Annotated in this window: 13 protein-coding genes; 5 read left to right on the top strand and 8 right to left on the bottom strand. The window is 69.6% G+C overall.

Annotation, left to right across the window (positions count from 1 at the left end):
• Positions 1–13: 13 nt before the first annotated feature.
• Positions 14–1426, bottom strand: a complete 1413-nt coding sequence (locus tag HNR09_RS07655; protein WP_179541494.1) for a cytochrome ubiquinol oxidase subunit I — start codon at positions 1424–1426, stop codon at positions 14–16.
• A gap of 148 nt (positions 1427–1574) precedes the next feature.
• Positions 1575–2546 carry a sugar-binding transcriptional regulator gene (locus tag HNR09_RS07650; RefSeq protein ID WP_179541493.1) on the bottom strand — a complete coding sequence of 324 codons (972 nt, stop codon included), beginning with the start codon at positions 2544–2546 and terminating at the stop codon, positions 1575–1577.
• Positions 2547–2662: 116 nt separating this feature from the next.
• Here HNR09_RS07650 and HNR09_RS07645 point away from each other — a divergent pair, with 116 nt between their 5' ends.
• The 5 genes from HNR09_RS07645 to HNR09_RS07625 all read left to right on the top strand — a co-directional run bounded on the left by HNR09_RS07645 (position 2663) and on the right by HNR09_RS07625 (position 8150).
• The gene (locus tag HNR09_RS07645; RefSeq protein WP_179541492.1) at positions 2663–4060 is read left to right on the top strand and encodes an ABC transporter substrate-binding protein; all 1398 of its coding nucleotides are present in this window, start codon (positions 2663–2665) and stop codon (positions 4058–4060) included.
• Positions 4061–4063: 3 nt separating this feature from the next.
• A complete protein-coding gene (locus HNR09_RS07640; RefSeq protein ID WP_179541491.1) occupies positions 4064–5047 on the top strand; it encodes a carbohydrate ABC transporter permease in 984 nt (327 codons plus the stop codon).
• Positions 5044–5925: a carbohydrate ABC transporter permease gene (locus HNR09_RS07635; RefSeq protein WP_179541490.1), complete on the top strand. Its 882-nt coding sequence runs from the start codon at positions 5044–5046 to the stop codon at positions 5923–5925. The genes HNR09_RS07640 and HNR09_RS07635 overlap by 4 nt, the downstream gene beginning before the upstream one ends.
• A 61-nt stretch (positions 5926–5986) precedes the next feature.
• Entirely contained in the window at positions 5987–6997 is a 1011-nt protein-coding gene (locus HNR09_RS07630; RefSeq protein WP_218881901.1) for an NAD(P)-dependent alcohol dehydrogenase, read from the top strand.
• A gap of 358 nt (positions 6998–7355) precedes the next feature.
• Positions 7356–8150: an endonuclease domain-containing protein gene (locus HNR09_RS07625; RefSeq protein WP_179541489.1), complete on the top strand. Its 795-nt coding sequence runs from the start codon at positions 7356–7358 to the stop codon at positions 8148–8150.
• 42 nt (positions 8151–8192) lie between these two features.
• Here HNR09_RS07625 and HNR09_RS07620 read toward each other — a convergent pair whose 3' ends face one another.
• From HNR09_RS07620 to HNR09_RS07595, 6 genes are all read right to left on the bottom strand, one after another.
• Positions 8193–10670 (bottom strand): FtsX-like permease family protein, encoded by a 2478-nt coding sequence (locus HNR09_RS07620; RefSeq protein ID WP_179541488.1) that lies wholly within the window; start codon positions 10668–10670, stop codon positions 8193–8195.
• Positions 10667–11404, bottom strand: coding sequence for an ABC transporter ATP-binding protein (locus HNR09_RS07615; RefSeq protein ID WP_179541487.1), 738 nt, complete (start codon positions 11402–11404; stop codon positions 10667–10669). Before HNR09_RS07615 ends, HNR09_RS07620 begins: the two co-directional genes overlap by 4 nt.
• Positions 11405–11483: 79 nt before the next feature.
• The gene (locus HNR09_RS07610; RefSeq protein ID WP_179541486.1) at positions 11484–12161 is read right to left on the bottom strand and encodes a response regulator; all 678 of its coding nucleotides are present in this window, start codon (positions 12159–12161) and stop codon (positions 11484–11486) included.
• A 12-nt stretch (positions 12162–12173) separates the two neighbouring features.
• Entirely contained in the window at positions 12174–13424 is a 1251-nt protein-coding gene (locus HNR09_RS07605) for a sensor histidine kinase (protein WP_179541485.1), read from the bottom strand.
• Positions 13425–13429: 5 nt separating this feature from the next.
• Complete coding sequence (locus tag HNR09_RS07600) at positions 13430–14236, bottom strand: glycerophosphodiester phosphodiesterase family protein (RefSeq protein WP_179540183.1); 807 nt, start codon at positions 14234–14236, stop codon at positions 13430–13432.
• Positions 14221–15123, bottom strand: a complete 903-nt coding sequence (locus HNR09_RS07595; protein WP_343047484.1) for a Cof-type HAD-IIB family hydrolase — start codon at positions 15121–15123, stop codon at positions 14221–14223. The genes HNR09_RS07600 and HNR09_RS07595 overlap by 16 nt, the downstream gene beginning before the upstream one ends.
• Positions 15124–15125: the final 2 nt, after the last annotated feature.

Raw genomic sequence — 15125 nt, 5'->3', positions numbered from 1 at the left:
GGATGGCTCCTGATCAGTACACGACAGCGAGGTCGTCGGAGTCGGCGTCGACGTCCTCATCCAGCTCAGGCGGCCCCTCCTGGGCGGCCTTGAGGATGAGCTTGAACTCGACGACGGCGAGGATCCCGTAGATGAGCGTGAAGGCGGCCAGCGAGATCGCGACGTCGAGTCCGGAGACGTTCGGGGAGACCGCGGCTTCTGTCTTCATCAGCCCGAAGACGATCCACGGCTGACGGCCCATCTCGGTGAAGATCCAGCCCACCAGGGAGGCGAGCAGCGGAAGCGGGGCGGCCCAAATGAAGATCCGCCACATCAGCTGCTCCTGGCGGGCCGGCAGCTGCCGCGCGTTCTTCCGGGTCAGCCACAGTCCCACCAGGGAGATCAGGGCGGAGACCGCCCCAAGCCCGATCATCCACCGGAAGGACCAGTAGGTGACCCAGATCAGCGGGGTGTAGTCCCCGGGGCCGAACTGGGTCACGTACTGGGCCTGCAGATCGTTGATGCCCTCGACCTCGCCATCGAGCGTATGCGTGGACAGCAGCGAGAGCAGGTATGGAATCCGGATGGAGAACAGCTCGGAGGCGCCGTCGGGGGTGCCGAGGGTGAAGATCGAGAAGCTCGCCGCGTTCGTGGTCTCGTAGAGCCCTTCGGCGGCGGCCATCTTCATCGGCTGGGCGTCCACCATGGCCAGGGAGAGCTGGTCGCCGGAGACGCCCACACCCAGGAAGGCCAGCACGTTGGCCCACAGGCCGGTCTTCAGCGCCGGGCGCATCGTCTCGGTGTGCTGGCCGCGGCGCAGGTGCCAGGCGGCGACGGCGATCATCACCGTGGCGGCGAACATGATCGCCGCGAAGATGGTGTGCGGGAACGCCGCGAGCACCACGGGGTTGGAGAGCACCTCCCACAGGCTGGTCAGCTCGGCGCGCCCGCGCTCGTGGTTGAAGCTGTAGCCGACGGGGTTCTGCATGAAGGCGTTGGCGGCCAGGATGAAGTACGCCGAGAGCGTGCTGGCGACGAACACGGTCCAGATGCAGGCCAGGTGGGCCAGCCGCGGGATGCGGCCCCAGCCGAAGATCCACAGGCCGATGAAGGTGGCCTCGAAGAAGAACGCGGCCAGTCCCTCGATGGCCAGCGGGGCGCCGAAGACGTCCCCGACGAAGCGGGAGTACTCGGACCAGTTCATCCCGAACTGGAACTCCTGGACGATGCCGGTGACCACGCCCATGGCGAAGTTGATCAGGAAGATCTTGCCGAACAGCTTGGTCAGCTTCAGGTACTTGACGTCGTCGGTGCGGTGCCAGGCGGTCTGCATGATGGCGGCCATCAGCGCCATCCCGATGGTCAGCGGGACGAAGAGGAAGTGGTAGAGCGTGGTCAGTCCGAACTGCCAGCGCGCCAGGGACAGAGGGTCGAAGAGTTCTTCCACGGGCTCACCTGAGTCTTCGCAGGGCCGCGTCACGGGGTCGTGGCGTGGAGGCGGCCGTCCTCGCGGCCTCGCCTCCCTCTGAATTCTACAGCTTGTAGAAGACTTTTCTACAAGTTGTAGAAGTGTGACCTCCGGGGCCCCTGGGCGATCAGCCCAGGGCGTCGAGCCGCTCGGCGGCCAGCAGGTCCATCAGCTGATCCGCCAGATCCGCCGAGATCACCAGATCGTCGACGAAGCCGCCCCGGGCCGCGGCCAGCACCGCCTCCGGGTAGCCGACGGCGGGGGCCACCGCGAGCACCCGGGTGCGTCGCAGCTGCTCCGGAGTCACCCCGATGACCCGCTTCTCCATGCCGGTCCTCGCCACGCGACCCTGCGCATCGAGCAGAATGCCGGAGCACTCCGCGATCGCTCCGGCGTCGCGCGCCAGCTGCTTCTCCTCGTCGCTCACCCTCGCCCAGACGGTCGAGATCCCCGCGTCCCAGGCGCCGATGGCGATCACGGCGACGTCGAGCTCATCGGCGGCATCCAGAGCTGAGCGCACCTCGGTGGAGGAACGCAGCGCGGCGGCGACCTCCGGGGAGTCCACGATCAGCGGCGTCGGCAGCGGCCAGATCTGCCCGCCCGCCCGTGACGCCAGGCGATGGACGAGGGTCGAGGACTCCCCCGTGGTGGACCCCGGGGCGCTGACCGGCCCGACGAGCTGGACGACGTCCACCTTGGGCAGCTCCCCCAGGTGCTCGGGCAGGTGCATCAGCGTACGCGACCACGCCACCCCGAGGCGCGCGCCGTCATGCAGGCGACGAGGGAGGAGGTCCGCGACCTGGCGGGCCAGCGCCGAGCGCAGCGTCTCATCTGAGCGCTGGGCGACCACGGTCACCGAAGAGATGCCGAGCCTCTCGGCGAGGCCGTCATGCTCGGTCCCTCCGTCGGAGGGGTTGACGATGGTGATCCGGACGATGCCCTCATCCCGGGCCTGATCCAGAAGTCGCGCGACCTGAAAGCGCGAGAGCCCATGACGACGAGCCATCTCGACCTTCGAGAGCCCCCCGAGATAGTACTCCGTCGCCAGTTCGGCCAGCAGCGTCAGATCACGCCGCTCATCCTGCGGGTCGGACGTCATGATGCCTCCAATGCTTGCTCATTCGAGCATATATGACTACGATCACGTATCAAATGAGCGATAGATCACTCTCATATGAGCATGGACATCGTGCCTCCGCGAAGAACGGACTCCCCATGACACCGCACCCTCCCTCCAGCAGGTCCTCCGGCTCGGCCCTGAGCAGACGCACTCTCCTCGGCGCCGGCTTCGGCGCGGGGCTCGGCGCTGCGACCCTCGGCCTGAACGGCTGCGCCACAGGGACGGCCGCCGGCACCCGAGAGACCATCGTCGTCGCCATCGTCTCCAACCCCCAGATGCAGGACGCGATGGGGCTGATCGACCACTTCCGCGCGGCCCACCCCGACGTCGACGTCCGCTTCGTCTCGCTGCCCGAGAACGAGGCCCGGGCCAAGATCACCGCATCCGTCGCCTCCGGCGGCGGCGAGTTCGACGTGGTGATGATCTCCAACTACGAGACACCCATGTGGTCGGCGAACGGATGGCTCACCGACCTCGAGCCCTACATCGCAGAGACCCGAGGCTATGACGCGGAGGACTTCATCCCGACCATCCGTGAGGCCCTCTCTCACGAGGGGCGGCAGCATTCGGTCCCGTTCTACGGCGAGAGTTCGTTCCTGGCCTATCGTCGGGACCTCTTCGAGGCGGCAGGCCTCGAGATGCCCCGCCAGCCGACCTGGGATCAGGTCCGCGAGTTCGCCGCCGAGCTGCATGCCCCCGAAGACGGCGTCTCCGGCGTCGCGCTGCGGGGCCTCGCCGGCTGGGGCGAAGTCCTCGCCCCGCTCAACACGGTGGTCAACACCTTCGGCGGCCGATGGTTCGACATGGACTGGCGTCCCATGCTCGACTCCCCTGAAGTCCACGAGGCCGTGTCCACCTACGTCGACACGGTCCGCACGTGGGGTCAGCCGGGAGCCGCGACCTCCGGGTTCGGAGACTGCCTCACCCGCGTCAGCCAGGGCAACGCCGCCATGTGGTACGACGCCTCCTCCATGGTCTCCGGGATCGAGAACCCCGCCTCGTCCACCGTGGTGGGCGACGTCGGCTACGCGCTCGCCCCCGTCATGGAGAGCAACCATGCGGGCTGGCTCTATGCCTGGAGCCTCGCGATCCCAGAGACCAGCCAGCACAAGCAGGCGGCCTGGGACTTCATCTCCTGGATGACTCACCCGGACTACTTCCGGCTCGTCGGAGAGGAGCTCAGCTGGGAGGTGCTCCCCCCGGGTTCACGCCAGTCCACCTATGAGATCCCCGAGTATGCCGCGCTGGCCGAGAACTACGCGGAGCCCACTCTGTACTCGATGGATCACGCGACTCAGGAGAACTGCATGCTCCACGAAGTCCCCTACCCCGGACTGCAGTTCGTCGGCATCCCCGAGTTCCAGGACGTGGGCACCCGCGTGGCCCAGCAGATCTCTGCCGCGGTGGCGGGCCGGCAGAGCGTGGACGAGGCGCTGAGCCAGTCACAGACCTTCGCCGAGTCCGTCGCCCGCACCTATGGATGGGAGGGATGAGCCATGGCCACCCCTGCTGACACCCGCATCGCTCCGCACAGCGGAGGCGACAAGGTCCGCCCACGGACCTCCGCCCTCGATGATCGCCTGCGTGCCCACCGCGCCGCGGAGAAGGCCGAGGCGCGACGTCGTCGTCTGCCGCTGCTGCCGGCGCTGCTGTTCGTGATCGTCTGCACGCAGGTCCCCTTCCTGCTGACCATCTGGTACTCGCTGCGGTCCCGGAACCTGCTCCGCCCCGAAGGCGATCAGTTCGTGGGACTGCGCAACTTCGCCGACCTCTTCGTGGACTCCACCTTCCGCACCGCGGCGATGAACTCGGTGCTGATCACTCTCGGCTGTGTCTTCGTCTCCGTGCTGCTGGGACTCGGACTCGCCCTGCTGCTGGACCGGAGGTTCGTCGGACGTGGCCTCGTCCGGACCCTGCTGATCACCCCATTCCTCATCATGCCGGTGGCCGGCGCGATGCTGTGGAGCATCTCGATGTTCAACCCCAGCTACGGGCTGGTGAACTGGCTGATCGGACTGGTGGGGATCTCCCCTGTGGACTGGACCTCCCAGTTCCCGGTCTTCTCGATCATCGTGGCCCTGGTCTGGCAGTGGACCCCCTTCATGATGCTTCTGCTCCTGGCGGGGCTGCAGTCCCAGTCCAAGGACGTCCTCGAAGCCGCCTCCATCGACGGCGCCGGCGCGTGGAAGACCTTCCTGTTCGTGACCCTGCCCCACCTGCGGTTCTACCTGGAGCTCTCGGTGCTGCTGGGGGCGATCTACGTGGTCAACACCTTCGACCACATCTACCTGATGACCGCCGGAGGGCCCGGCACCGCCAGCGCGAACCTGCCCTTCTACATCTACCAGCGGGCCTTCCTCGGGTTCGACATCGGCCAGTCCGCCGCCATGGGCGTGGTCACCGTCATCGCCACCATCGTCATCGCCATGTTCGCCCTGCGGCTGATCTTCCGCAGCATCAACTCCAAGGAGCAGTCATGACCGCCGCCGTCGAGACGCCCGTCGCACCCCGGAGCCGCTCGGCCACGGGACCGCAAGGGAACGCCCGGCCCCGCGCCGTCGGGAACCTGCTCACCGGCCTGGCCTGGGCGGCAGCGTTCGTCTTCTTCGCCCCGGTGCTGTGGATGGTGCTCACCAGCTTCAAGCAGGAGTCCGACGCCGCCTCCTCGCCCCCGACCTTCCTGTTCAGTCCGACCCTGGACCAGTACCGAGCGATCTTCACCTCAGAGGCCGGCGGCTACTTCCTGAACTCACTGGTGGCCACCGCCGTCTCCACGCTGCTGGTCATCGCCATGGCCGTGCCGGCGGCCTATGCGCTGAGCATCCGCCCGGTGAAGCGCACTCAGGACGTGCTCTTCTTCTTCATCTCCACCAAGATGCTGCCTATCGTGGCAGTGATCATGCCGATCTACGTGATCGCCGGACAGCTCCGCATGCTGGACAACATCATCACGCTGATCATCCTCTACACCGCGATGAACCTGCCGATCGCGGTATGGATGATGCGTTCCTTCTTCCTGGAGGTGCCCGGCGAGGTGCTCGAGGCCGCCTCCATGGACGGAGCCTCGCTGATGCTGACCATGCGGCGGGTGCTGATCCCCATGGTCACCCCGGGAATCGCGGCCACCGCGCTGATCTGCGTGATATTCGCCTGGAACGAGTTCTTCTTCGCGTTGAACCTCACCGCGGCCAATGCCGCCACCGTGCCGGTCTACCTGATGAGCACCATGACCTCGGAGGGCCAGTTCCTCGCTCAGCTCTCCGCCGCCTCGGTGCTGGCCTCCCTGCCGGTGGTCCTGGCCGGCTGGTTCGCTCAGAAGCAGCTCGTCCGGGGCCTGTCCATGGGAGCCGTGAAATGAGCCGCATGCGCGCCGCAGCCCCGACGTCAACCCCCTCCCCTCATGCAGAGAGGCCCCGACGATGACCCCCACCATGCGTGCCGCCGTGCTGCAGGCCCCCGGAGAGATCACCGTGGAGGAGCGGCCCGTCCCGCTCCCGGACCCCGGGGACGTGCTGGTGCGGGTCACCGCAGTGGGCATCTGCGGCTCCGACGTCCACTACTACCGGGAGGGGAGGATCGGACCCTTCGTGGTGGAGGAGCCGCTGGTGCTCGGCCATGAGAGCGCCGGCGTCGTGGCCGCCGTCGGGGACGGCGTGGACGCCTCCCGGATCGGCGAGCGGGTCTCGGTGGAGCCGCAGCGCATCGACTGGTCCTCCGCCCAGGCCCGCGCCGGGCGGTACAACCTGGACCCGCAGGTGCAGTTCTTCGCCACCCCGCCCGTGGACGGTGCGTTCGCCGAGTACGTGACGATCCCGGCGATGTTCGCCCACCGGCTGCCGGAGGGGATCTCCGACGAGGCCGGCGCCCTGCTGGAGCCGCTGTCGGTGGCGGTGGCCGCCGCGCGGAAGTCCCGCCTAGGCGTCGGAGATCACGTGCTGGTCACCGGGGCCGGTCCCATCGGGCTGATCCTCACCCAGGTGGCCCGCGCGCTGGGGGCCTCCGAGGTGGTGGTCACCGATGTCTCCGAGGACCGGCTGCGGCTGGCGGAGACGTTCGGCGCCACACGCGCCGTCGTCGCCGACACCGACCTCTCGGAGCTGCGCGCCGATGTCCTCCTGGAGGCCTCCGGCGCACCTCCAGCCATCCACGCCGGACTGCGCGCACTGGGCCCGGCCGGGCGCGCGGTGCTGATCGGCATGGGCGCCGATGACGTGACCATCCCGCTGTCCGCAGTGCAGAACCGTGAGCTCGAGGTCACCGGAGTCTTCCGATATGCCAACACGTGGCCGACCGCCATCGAGCTGGTCCGGTCCGGACGTGTGGACCTGGACCGGCTGGTCACCGGCCGATTCAGCCTGGAACAGACCGCCCAGGCCCTCGAGGCCGCAGAGGATCCGCGGTCGCTGAAGGCGATCGTACACCCGTCCTAATGCGTTGCCTCCGGAGCCGTTGTCGCTAAACATCGCTTAAGTGCGCGTATTCCGACAACGGTTCCGGAGGCAACGGGCGATGGCCTCCTCCACAGCGTTCGCAACACGCCCGGGAGCTCCACAGCCGGGGCCTTGCCCCTCCTCACGTGCGACATTCACCCGGAGACTCCAGGGCATGCGTCGACCGTCGTCCCTCCCCACAGAACTCCTCGAGGGAGTCTTCTCTCGACGACGCGCCCTGGAGCTCGGGGTCTCGCCGCGGCGCCTCCGCGCAGGCGACATCACCCGCGTCGGCCATGGCCTGTACCGATGCACAGCCCAGCCAGTCTTCTCCCCATCGACCCAGCATGCGCGGTTCATGAGCACGCTGCGAGCCCTGCACCACGAGTACCCCGGATCCTGGTTCAGCCACGCGACCGCCGCGGCCCTCTACGGCCTGGACCTGCCGTCCTGGCTGGACGGTTCATCCCCGATCCACCTGAGCCGGGCCGAGTCCTCGACGACGACCCATCGCCTCCCAGGCCTCCGATCGCACGCGGTGGTCGTGGAGGACGGCGAGGTCACGGAGCACCTGGGGCTGCCGGTGAGTCGGCCGGCGCGGGTGTACTTCGATCTCATGCGGGACTTGCCCCTGAAGGAGCTCGTCGCCCTAGGGGATCAGCTGGTCCGACATCCCCGGCCGGCCCTCGAGGGACGCGACGATCCCTGGGAGACGCCGTCATCGTTGGCCGAGCTGGTCGGGGCGCACCGCAAGACCAAGGGCATCGTCAAGGGGCGCGCCGCACTCGAGCTGATTCGGATCGGTGCGGATTCCCGTCCCGAGAGCTTCCTTCGGCTCGCCCTGCTCGATTCCGGGCTCCCGGAACCGGAGCTCCAGGTCCGACCGCGGCCCGGGAGCCCCTGGTCGGGCGACCTCGGATACTCGGAGCTGAAGATCGTGATCCAGTACGACGGCAGCGGGCACTTCTCTGCGGCCGAGCAGGCGAAGGACCAACGTCGCGACCGTGCCTTCGAACAGGACGGCTGGCGGATCATCCACGCCAACGCGGAGGATCTCCGCGACGGGTTCCGCCGCATCGTCGCTCGCGTGGCCCACGCCCTGACGTTGCCTCCGGAGCCATTGTCGGAATACTCGCACTTACGCGAGCTTTAGTGACATTGGCTCCGGAGGCAACGCAGGCGCAGCAGGGGAGCGCTACTCCCGCGAGAGGCCGGCCGCAGGCTCGGTGCGGCCCAGCGCGCGGGCCGGGATCGCTGAGGCGACGACGGCGGCGAGCAGCGTCGCCCCGGCGATCAGCCCCAGCCGGCCCCAGGGGACCGCGAGCGCCACTCCCATCACGTCCTCGGCCACCAGAGAGGACACTCCGGCCCAGCCGAAGAACACGCCCAGCCCACCGCCGAGCAGCAGCGCCACGACCGCCATCAGCACCGCCTCAATGGACACCAGACGACGCACTCCGCCGCGGGTGAGACCCAGCGCCCGCAGCAGGGCGGCCTCGCGCCGGCGTTCGAAGACCGACAGCGCCAGGGTGTTGGACACCCCGATCACCGCCACCACCACGGAGGCGGCCAGCAGCACCAGCACCACCAGCAGCACGGTGTCGATCACCTCCGAGAAGGAGGCCCGCGACAGCGCCGCCTCCACCGTCGAGGGGGTCTGCTCCCCCACGACATCGGTGAGCGTGGAACCCACGCGCATCACGTCATCGGCGGAGGCCGCATCACTGATCCGCAGCCAGGTCTGTCCGGCGGCCTCCTCCAGGTCCCATCCGGATCCGGAGGCCACCAGCACGGTTCCGGCGGGCAGCCACCCGGCCGGCTCGGCCTCCACCTGCAGCGGCTCCTCCCCCGGGGTGCTCAGCGTCACCCGAGCGGTCTCGCCCCAGGCGGCCACCGGCTGCTCACCCTCGTAGAAGGAGGACGCCATCAGCGCCTTCCCCGACTCAGGGAGCACCCCTGCTCGGCGAGCCACGGTCTCCACGTCCTCCGCGGAGCCGGACACCACCTGCACCGGGGCGGTCTCCCCGTCCTCCGTGGCCAGCTCGGCCTGCTCCCCGGCGAGGGTCACGCTGCCGGTCACGGCGTCATCTGCGGACAGGGCGGCGTCGGACTCGGTGGAGGCCACGGCGGCGTCGACCGGATACCGTTCCGCGAGATCCTTGTCCAGCGATCGCTGGGCGGTCGCCGCGCCGACCGTCATGGTCACCACCAGCGTCACCCCGATCAGCAGTGCCGAGGTCGTGGTGGCGAGCCGGCCGGGGGTCTGCCGGGCGTTCTGCGCCACCAGCCGGGGCACCTCTCCGCCGGTGATCCGCGCCAGCAGCAGCCCGAGTCCGCGCACCGCGGCGGGGACGATCGCCCGGGCGGCCAGCAGCACACCGAGGAACCCCGTCATCGCCCCGGCGACACCGAGCAGCGAGCTGTGCAGCAGTGCGGCGGCCACCACCGTGCCCAGCCCCAGCACGGCCAGCACGGCACCGATCGTGGTCCGCACCCGCGGCACCCCGCCCTCGGCGGGAGCGACGTCGACCGGGCGCAGCGCCTGCATCGGCGAGGTGCGCCCGGCACGCAGCGCGGGGAACAGGCTGGCCGCACTCGTCACCAGTGTGCCCAGCGCCAACCCGACGACGACGGCGGCCCCCGTGAGCTGCACGGCCGCGAACTCCTCCAGCCAGAAGCCACGGGCCGCAGCACCCAGGCCGTAGGCGGCGCCGAGGCCCAGCAGCACACCCACCGCGGAGCCTGCCAACCCCAGCAGCGCGCCTTCGGCGATCGTCGCCTGCTTGATCTGGCGGGCGGTGGCTCCGATGGCGCGCAGCAGCGCCAGTGTCGACATCCGGGAGGCCACCAGCACCCCGAAGGTGTTGGTGATGACCAGCCCGGCCACGAAGACGGCGATCGCTCCGAAGCCCAGCCCGATGCTCATGAGAATGTCACCACTGCCGGAGAGGTCCTCCAGCCAGGCTTCGACGATCTGTTCGTGGGTGAGCACCTCGAGCTCAGGGGCGAGCTGCTGGATCTGCTCCTGAGCGATCCGCTGCGCGGCCGGGTCCCCATGCAGATCCCCGGCAAGCACCACGCGGACGGAATCCGCATATGCATCCTCCGGGAAGGCGTCCATCCCCTCGGCGGTGACGAAGGCCGCACCGGCGCCCTGGACGCCGCTGATCAGCCCCACCACGGTATAGGGCACCCCCGTCGTGTCCCCGTCGAAGTCCGAAGAGGTCACCGTGTCCCCGACGCTGAGGGCGTAGGCGCTTGCGAACTGCTCGGAGAGGACGATCTCACCGGCGGCCCGCGGCGCGTGCCCTGCGGAGTACTCCGTCGGGAGATGCTCGGGCAGCTCGGAGACGGACAGGTACCCGTCGCGCCCTCCCAGGTCGGCGGGAGCGAAGCCGGTGCGGATCAGCTGGGCGGAGGCCACCCCGTCGAGCTCCCCCACCTCACCGGCCAGCTCCTCGGCTTCGTCGGGATCCTCGATCACTCCACCGACGCTGACCATCAGGTCGGCACCGGCGGCTTCGGCCTCCGCCTGAGACTCCATGGTGCGGCTGAAGGCGTCGACCATCAGCAGGGAGGTCACCACGAAGGCGACCGCCACCGCGATGGCGGCACCCGCCGCGAACAGCCGGGTGCCGCCTGAGCGCAGGTTCGTGCGCAGGATCGTGTTCATCGGCCGGCCTCGATCATCGCGGCCGCCAGCTGCTCGGCGGTGGGCGCCTCGAGGGTGTCCACCACTTGACCGTCGGCCAGCAGCACCGTCCTGTCAGCCCGGGCGGCGGCCGCGGCGTCGTGGGTGACCATGATGACGGTCTGCCCGAACTCGTCGACGGCGGCACGGAGCAGCTCCAGCACCTCGGCGCCGGCCGCCTGGTCCAGGTTGCCGGTGGGTTCGTCGGCGAAGATCACCTCAGGCCGGGAGACCAGTGCGCGGGCGACGGCGACGCGCTGCTGCTGCCCGCCGGAGAGCTCGAAGGGCCGGTGATGCAGCCGTCCGGTCAGTCCGAGCCGCTCCACCACGAGGTCCACGAACTGTCGGTCCACGGGGGTGCGTCCCAACCGGGAGGGCAGCAGGATGTTCTCCTCGGCGGTCATCGCCGGCACCAGGTTGTAGGCCTGGAAGATGAACCCGAGGCGTTCCCGGCGCACCCGGGTCAGCCGCTTGTCCTCCAGCCCGGTGAGCTCCACGTCCCCGACGACGACGCTGCCGCCGTCGGCGACGTCGAGGCCGGCGAGCACGTGCATCAGGGTGGACTTGCCGGAACCGGAGGGCCCCATCACAGCGGTGAACCGGGCAGCCGGGATCTCCAGGCTGAGGCGCTTCAGCGGCCGGACGGCGGTGTCGCCGGAGCCGTAGATCTTGGTGAGGTCGGTCGCACGGACGGCGACGGCAGGTGCGTGTGTCATACCTCCACGCTATGGTCCGCCCAGGTCAGCCCACATCGGAACAGAGGATGGTTCCCCTCTCATCCTGCAGGATGAGAGATCAGTCCCCCACCAGCCCGGAGTCGTAGGCGAACACCACTGCCTGCACCCTGTCCCGGACCTCCAGCTTGGTGAGCACATGCCCCACATGGGTCTTCACGGTGGCCTCGGAGAGGAACAGCCGACGGGCGATCTCTCCGTTGGAGTCCCCGGTGGCCATCTCCTGCAGGATCTCGGCCTCCCTCGCGGTGAGTGAGTCCAGCTTCGCCCGCTGTGCGGCGGTGGGCAGCCGGCGTCCGGCACCGGACAGCAGCGTGGAGTCGAGAAGACGCCGGGTGGTGGTGGGCGCGATCACCGCCCCGCCGGTGGTGACCGTGCGGATGGAGTCCAGCAGGATCTCCGGCTGGACGTCCTTGAGCAGGAAGCCGGAGGCTCCTGCCCGCAGCGCCTCCACCGCGTACTCATCGGTGTCGAAGGTGGTCAGCACGATGATCTTCGGCGCAGCCCGCCCCGCCGCCCCGGAGGTGAGTCGGCGGGTGGCCTCCAATCCGTCGAGCACCGGCATGCGGATGTCCATGAGCACCACGTCAGGGGCGTGCGTCGCCACCGCCTCGAGGGCCTGCTGCCCGTCACCGGCCTGGGCCAGGACCTGCATGTCGGGCTGGGAATCGATGACCATCGCGAATCCAGCGCGCAGCAGCGCCTGGTCGTCGGCCAGCAACACACCGGTGGTGGTCATCGGATCTCCTCGTCACTCGTCATGGTCTGTCAGCGGGAGCCGAGCGACGACGTCGAACCCTCGGGTGTGCGCCGTCGCCTCCACGGTGCCTCCATGGAGCCGGGCTCGCTCTGCCATGCCCAGCAGCCCGGAGCCGGCTCCGTCCGTCTCAGCCCGAGAGCCGCGGCCGGTGTCCCGCACCGCGACGATCAGCCAGCCGTCCTCGGCCTGGAGGGCCACCGTGGCCGAGGCCTCCGGGCCGCCGTGCTTCAGCGTGTTCGTCAGGGCCTCCTGCACGATGCGGTGCACCGCCAGCCCGGCGCCCTCGGGCAGAGCGGGCGGCCTGCCGAGAGTCTCGGCCACCCGGTCGTTCAGCTCCACGGGCAGGCCGGCGGCACGCACGTCGGCGATCATCCGGCCCAGGTCCTCCAGACCCGGAGAAGGCCGAAGCAGCAGGGACTCACGCTCCTCACGCAGGACCCCGAGCATGCTGCGCATCTCGGTGAGCGCCTCCCGACCGGTCCGTCCGATGGTCTCGAAGGCCTCCCCCGCGCGCTGCGGGTCCTGGGCGACCACGTACCGGCCGCCATCGGCCTGGGCGATCATCACCGACATGGAATGGCTGATCACATCGTGCATCTCCCGGGCGATGCGCATCCGCTCGGCGTCGGCGGCCAGCCGCGTCTCATGCTCACGCTCCAGCTCGAGCAGCTCGTTGCGCTCGGTGATGGCGGCGATCTCCCGACGGCGACGCCCCCCGAGATCGCCCAGCAGCCAGGCGACCAGGACCACCGCCGCCGAGAATCCGGTGAGCAGCAGGACCAGGACGAACGTCATGGGGTCGACCGGCGGACCGCCGAGGAAGATCATCTGCTGGACGAACACCTGCCCGCCCAGCAGGACGGCGCCGATCAGCGCCACGATCAGGTACAGCCGGGAGGCCCGCCGAGTGCCGAACTTCGCCACCGAGTAGAGCACGATCGGGACGGTGAGCGCGGTGTACCCGGGCCCGGTGAGGGTGAGCACCTGCCCGAGCGCGCCGAGGGCGATGAGCCCGGCGGCCCACGCCGGTCGGGAGCGACGGGCTGCCAGCGGCAGGGTGGTCATCAGGTCCAGGGACAGCACGAGCAGCCAGGGCCCCTGCCCGCCGAACAGCGTGCGTCCCTCCGCGCCCACGGCGGTCAGCACGGCGAACAGCGCCAGCGGGAGGGCGATCAGCCCCCCGTCGAGGATCCATGGGCGCCGGCCCAGCGTCTGCCAGAGCCGCACGTGGAGAGGCTGCATCGTCGTCATCGCTGGGGCCACACGGAGCGGGCGCGCATCACCTCGGCGAGCGCCTCGGCGTCGTCGGTCATCAGTCCGTCCACACCCAGGTCGATGAGCCGGTGCATCTCCTGCGCGTCGTCCACCACCCAGACGTGGACCTGCAGTCCGGCCCGGTGGCAGCGGCGCAGGAATCCTGGGGTGATGATCCGGATCGGGCCCTGCCGCACCGGCACCTGGAGACAGTCGACGGCGGCGATCCGGCCGGACATCGCGCGCATCAGCCCCAACGGGCCGAGCAGGACGAAGGCGGCGGTGGAGGCCAGCCCGGCCGAGGTGAGCATGCGGCGGGTCAGCCGCCGGGTGACTCGCCGGCGTCGGGCGTCGTTGAAGCTGGCGACCAGGACACGGTCATGGGCCTGATGCTCCTCGACGATGCGGACGAACTCCTCCACCGCCTGGGCATCCTTGAGGTCCACGTTGAAGTGGACATCGTCCCAGGTGGTGAGCAGGTCCTCGAAGCGGACCAGCCGGGCGTCGTCGTCACCGGCGCGGCCCTTGACGCCGACGCGCAGCCGGGAGAGCTGCTCCCACGTCTTCTCCCGCAGCTTGCCGGTGCCGTCGGTGACGCGGTCGAGGATCTCGTCGTGGAAGACCACCAGGGTGCCGCAGGCGGCGGTTCGGACGTCGATCTCCAGGTAGCGGAAGCCCAGCTCGACGGCCCGGCGGAAGGCACCCATGGTGTTCTCCCGCTCAGGGTCCGCGCCTCGGTGGGCGAAGGCCAGCACCTGACCCTCCAGGGGCCCGGGCACCGTGTTCAGGAGGTACGCCACAGGACACCGTCCCCGCCGTCGAGCAGGTCCTCCAGCACCAGCGCGACGCCGTCGGCGTCGCAGTCCGCGGTGAGATGCCGCGCGGCCGAGCGGGCCATCGGGTGGGCCGAGCCCACGGCCCAGGAGGTGCCGGCCCATTGGAGCATCTCGATGTCGTTGGGCATGTCCCCGAAGGCGATGACCTGGTCCCTGGTGATCCCCTCGGCGGCGGCGAACCGCCTCAGTGCGGCCGCCTTGTCCACACCCTTGGCGGAGATCTCCAGGAGGCTGACCCCGGGGGCGGAGTGGGTCACGGTGACCAGCTGACCGACCCGGGACCGGACCGCCTCCAGGAACGCGTCGGCGTCCATGGCGGTCGTCTTGGCCAGCAGCTTCACCACACCGGGGCGGGAGCGGCTGTCATGGCGGCCGAGGGTGTCGTCGAGCCGCCCCAGGCGCAACATGTCGTCGGTGACACCAGCAGCGCGGCGGCGGTCCTCCTCGAAGAACAGCGAGTCCACCAGGAAGGGCGGCTCAGCGTGCAGGTTCTGAAGGGTCTCGGCGGCGAAGCTGGCCTGCGCATCGATCTCGAGGATGTGATCCTTCACGGCGAAGAGGGTGGCCTCCTCCATGGGGTCCTCGCGCAGCAGCCGCTGCTCAGCGAGGTCGTAGACCACCGCCCCATTGGAGCAGATGACCGGACCGATCCCGCCCAGCGCGTCGGCCACCGGCTTGAGCCAGCGCACCGGGCGGCCGGTCACCAGCACGATGCGCACACCGGCGTCGCGGGCTGCGCGGAAGGCGGCCACGGTGCGGTCGGTGACGATCCCGGTCTCGGCCGAGGCGTAGCTGAGGATGGTGCCGTCGATGTCGCTGGCGATCAGCCGGGTCCTCTCCAGCGTGGTCACCG

The sequence above is a fragment of the Nesterenkonia xinjiangensis genome (assembly GCF_013410745.1).
Taxonomy (GTDB): Bacteria; Actinomycetota; Actinomycetes; order Actinomycetales; family Micrococcaceae; genus Nesterenkonia; species Nesterenkonia xinjiangensis.
This window is presented reverse-complemented; position numbering and strand designations above follow the sequence as displayed.

Bases quoted from the DNA above. Each gene is read 5' to 3' on its own strand.
- HNR09_RS07650 (WP_179541493.1), bottom strand. From the start codon at position 2,546: ATGACGTCCGACCCGCAGGATGAGCGGCGTGATCTGACGCTGCTGGCC.
- HNR09_RS07645 (WP_179541492.1), top strand. From the start codon at position 2,663: ATGACACCGCACCCTCCCTCCAGCAGGTCCTCCGGCTCGGCCCTGAGC.
- HNR09_RS07640 (WP_179541491.1), top strand. From the start codon at position 4,064: ATGGCCACCCCTGCTGACACCCGCATCGCTCCGCACAGCGGAGGCGAC.
- HNR09_RS07635 (WP_179541490.1), top strand. From the start codon at position 5,044: ATGACCGCCGCCGTCGAGACGCCCGTCGCACCCCGGAGCCGCTCGGCC.
- HNR09_RS07630 (WP_218881901.1), top strand. From the start codon at position 5,987: ATGACCCCCACCATGCGTGCCGCCGTGCTGCAGGCCCCCGGAGAGATC.
- HNR09_RS07625 (WP_179541489.1), top strand. From the start codon at position 7,356: ATGAGCACGCTGCGAGCCCTGCACCACGAGTACCCCGGATCCTGGTTC.
- HNR09_RS07620 (WP_179541488.1), bottom strand. From the start codon at position 10,670: ATGAACACGATCCTGCGCACGAACCTGCGCTCAGGCGGCACCCGGCTG.
- HNR09_RS07615 (WP_179541487.1), bottom strand. From the start codon at position 11,404: ATGACACACGCACCTGCCGTCGCCGTCCGTGCGACCGACCTCACCAAG.
- HNR09_RS07610 (WP_179541486.1), bottom strand. From the start codon at position 12,161: ATGACCACCACCGGTGTGTTGCTGGCCGACGACCAGGCGCTGCTGCGC.
- HNR09_RS07605 (WP_179541485.1), bottom strand. From the start codon at position 13,424: ATGCAGCCTCTCCACGTGCGGCTCTGGCAGACGCTGGGCCGGCGCCCA.